Source organism: Chloroflexota bacterium (genome assembly GCA_020850535.1).
Classification (GTDB): domain Bacteria; phylum Chloroflexota; class UBA6077; order UBA6077; family JACCZL01; genus JADZEM01.
The window spans coordinates 1-3324 of record JADZEM010000137.1; the positions used below are offsets into that span (position 1 = coordinate 1).

General features: G+C 68.7%; 3 protein-coding genes. 1 reads left to right on the forward strand and 2 read right to left on the reverse strand.

All coding sequences use genetic code 11. The features are described 5' to 3' along the window. Positions 1 to 971, forward strand: a 971-nt coding sequence (locus IT306_20640; protein ID MCC7370837.1) for an MFS transporter, incomplete at its 5' end; no start/stop codon positions are given. A 284-nt stretch (positions 972 to 1255) separates the two neighbouring features. On the opposite strand, the gene IT306_20645 is transcribed toward IT306_20640, so the two are convergent. After that, positions 1256 to 2695 carry a peptidase C45 gene (locus IT306_20645; GenBank protein MCC7370838.1) on the reverse strand — a complete coding sequence of 480 codons (1440 nt, stop codon included), beginning with the start codon at positions 2693 to 2695 and terminating at the stop codon, positions 1256 to 1258. A gap of 196 nt (positions 2696 to 2891) precedes the next feature. Then, positions 2892 to 3293 carry a hypothetical protein gene (locus tag IT306_20650; protein ID MCC7370839.1) on the reverse strand — a complete coding sequence of 134 codons (402 nt, stop codon included), beginning with the start codon at positions 3291 to 3293 and terminating at the stop codon, positions 2892 to 2894. Positions 3294 to 3324: the final 31 nt, after the last annotated feature.

Below are 3324 nucleotides of genomic sequence, written 5' to 3' on the forward strand. Positions count from 1 at the left end.
ATCCTGGTATCGACTACCCGGGGATCGCGGCCCTCTCCGCGGGCCTGGTGGCGCTCCTCTTCGCGCTCGATCAGGCGTCGGCCTGGGGCTGGACCGACGGGCGGATCCTCCTCAGCCTGGCGCTGGCCCTCCTCTTCCTGCTCCTCTTCGTCGCCCGCGAGCGCCGGGCGGGCCCGGGCGCGCTGGTGCCGGGCGACGTGCTCCGCAATCGCGGCGTCGCGCTCGCCTGCGCGCTGAAGGTCCTGATGGCGCCGGCCTACGCCGCGCTCCTCCTCTACCTGCCGCAGATCATGCAGAAGCTGCTCGGCTTCTCGCCCCTGCACGCCGGGTTGGGGATGCTGCCGATGCTCGGCGGCTACGCCATCGTCTCTCTCCTCTCCGGCCTGCTTGCGGGCCGGCTCAGTGATCGCCTGGCGATCCTGGCCGGCATCGCCTGCCTGGCCATCGGGCCCTTCCTCCTCTCGGGGTTCGTGGTCGATGCGGGGTACACCGGGCTGGCCGCCGGCATGCTCGTCACGGGGATCGGGCTCGGCCTCTTCCAGCCCGCCATCCAGACCGAGGCGGTGCGAGCCGACGCGCAGGGGCGCAAGAGCCTCGTCGGCGGGCTGGTGCTGATGTTCCAGTTCGTCGGCGGCGCTGTCGGCCTCGGGCTGACGACGACGATCGTCGCCTCGACACAGCGCGCGGCGGTCAGCGATCTCCTGCTGAGCGAGGGAGTGACGCTGCCGGATGCGCAACGGGAGGCGCTGGAGAAGCTCCTTTCCGGCGCCGAGTCGGCACGGCAGGTGCTGCGGCAGTTCGACCCGGCCGTCGCGCAGCGCCTGCTCGACGTGGCTGGCGACGCCTTTGCCGATGGCGTGCGCGCCGGCCTGCGCCTCGACGCGGCGATCGTCGCCGCTGGCGTCGTGGTCGCGCTCCTGATGCTCGGCCGGGCGCGCAAAGCGGCGCCGCGCCATACGAAATCCGGGTAATCAGCGTCGTCTTGCCCCGGCGTGCCCTCACCCCCAGCCCCTCTCCCACTCCGGTGGGAGAGGGGAGGGTTTTCGCCAGTTGCCGTGACAGACGGAATACTTTTGTGCGGATGTCGGAGAAAGCGTTCGGATATCTCATGCCATCTCGACGTCAACGCTCCCCTCGCCCACCGCAGTGGGAGAGGGGCTGGGGGTGAGGGCACGCCGGGGCAAGACGACGCTGATTACCCGAAACTCGTATCAGACGGAGGCGGCGCCGGCGAACCGTCAGTAGTGTGACTGCCTCAGCCTGCCGCGGTCCCGTCGAACATCGTCCAGGACTGGGATGGCCGGCTCTGCAGGTACCCCTCCTGCCAGCCCCATTGCGGGTGAATGCGCAGGAACTCCTCGGCGTCAAAGGGGACCCCGTCGGCGCGGCCGAAGCGCCCCCACATGCTCATCGCTTCCGCCAGCGCGGCCGTCGTCACCTTCCCCTCGACCGAGCCGGCCGGGTAGAAGGGGATGTTCCAGACCGCATTCGGGTCGCTCACGTAGGACATCGGATCGACGTCGTAGTGGGAGCAGATCGTGCGTGACGAGGGATTGATGTACCCCAGATAGGGATCGAAGGTGTCGGCCAGCAACGTCTGTCCCATCTCGGCGTCGATGCGGCCCTCGTATTGGTGGAGCAGTTGCGGCCAGCGCACCCGGCGGGCGCCTGTCTGCTGGCGGATATCGTTGTAGCCGGTGTCGCTGCTCTCGACGTGGCGGATGCGCGGGTCGTTCGGGGCGTTGTCGCCGTAGAACCAGCCGTCGCGCTTCTTCTGCAGATTCTGGTAGATCAGCCCCTGCTCGTAGTCGGCGATCTCACCCGTCTCGATGTCGCCGACCAGCCACATGTTGGCGTATCCGCCGTTGTTCTGGGCGTCGAGCAGGTCGACCCACTCGTCGATATCGTTGGCGTACTGGCAGGCGTTGCGAGACCGTACGTATTCGGGAACCTTCGTTACGTCGTAGCCCTGGTAGCCGACCATCGTCGTTTCGACGACGACCAGGCCGCCCCCGGTCACCCAGAAGTCGGTCATGCTGGCGATCCAGCCGGGACTGGTCTGGTACACGAGGCGGTGACCATCGGCCGGCTTGAGGTCGACGATCACGTTCATGAACTGGCCGTTCCAGAACTCGGTGAACGACTCGTGGCCGATGACGATGCGGCCATCGGTCGTCGCCGAGCCGGTGGCCAGGAAGGCGCTGCAGTGGCTCTTGCGGTTCCCCAGCGGGGCGGATCGCGTGTACTGCGAGGCGACGGTCGGCCACCAGTAGCCGGTCATCTCCATGTAGGCGTTCCAGCCGATGATGTCATCGAGGGTGGTGGGCACGCCCGCCTTGGAGTAGCCGGCGGCGATCCCTGCCATCTCCTCGATCAGCTCGGGCGTGATCTTGTCCCGGTGCAGTCTGGCCGCCTCGGCGACGAAGAAGGCATAGTCGAAGCCCATCGTCTGGTAGGTCATCGCCTGGTAGACGCGGATCGCCTCCGCGTATTCGGCGGCGGTCAGGTAGCCGTGCTGGAAGCCGCGCGCGAACGGCGCGCCGCCGATGCGGAGATGGATCCAGCCGTTCACGTCCTGCCGGCTGGCGCGGGCGAGCCAGCCGCGCTCCTCCTCGGTCAGGTCGCCCGAGGCGACAGGTGAGGCGGCCGGGGTGGCCTCCTGGGCCTGGGAGAGCCACGGCCGCGCCAGGAACATGGCCGACGCGGCGGCGCTGGTCTTGAGGAGACCGCGCCGGTCGAGGCGGCCATCTGGGAGGACTCCGCTGCTGGCAACTGGCGATCGCGTGGACATGCGGCCTCCTTCGGGGTGGATGTGCGGCACGCTCGTGGGATGTTGGCGCGCCATGGACAGATGGGCATCGTATCGCGAGAGGATCGGCGGCGCGAGCCGCTCATCGCGGCCGCGCGCAGATCGCCAGGTAGCTCATCGCCCGCGCCAGCGGCGCCTGGGGAACATAGGCGTGGGTCGCCCGGTCGATGGTTCCTCCAGGTTCGACCGTCGTCAGCGTCAATCCCGTCCCCTCCATCAGGAGCGCCAAATCGGCTGGGGAGTAGCAGCGGAGCGACTGCTCGACCGCGTTCGAGGGATCGGCGGCCGGCCACCAGCGGTCGGTCATCCGGCATCCGAACGCATCGAATCCGTACTGCCGCCGCGCGTGGCCGATAGCCATCTCGGTTCCGGCGGCATCGGCCCAGTGCCAGGGCGTATAGACCTCGATCAGGGCCTGGCTGCCCGGGAGCAGCCAATCGTGGATGCGGCGCAGCAGCGCGCGCTGGCCGGCATCGTCGTCCACGCCGAAGCCGTCCCAGTAGGCGACGATGTCG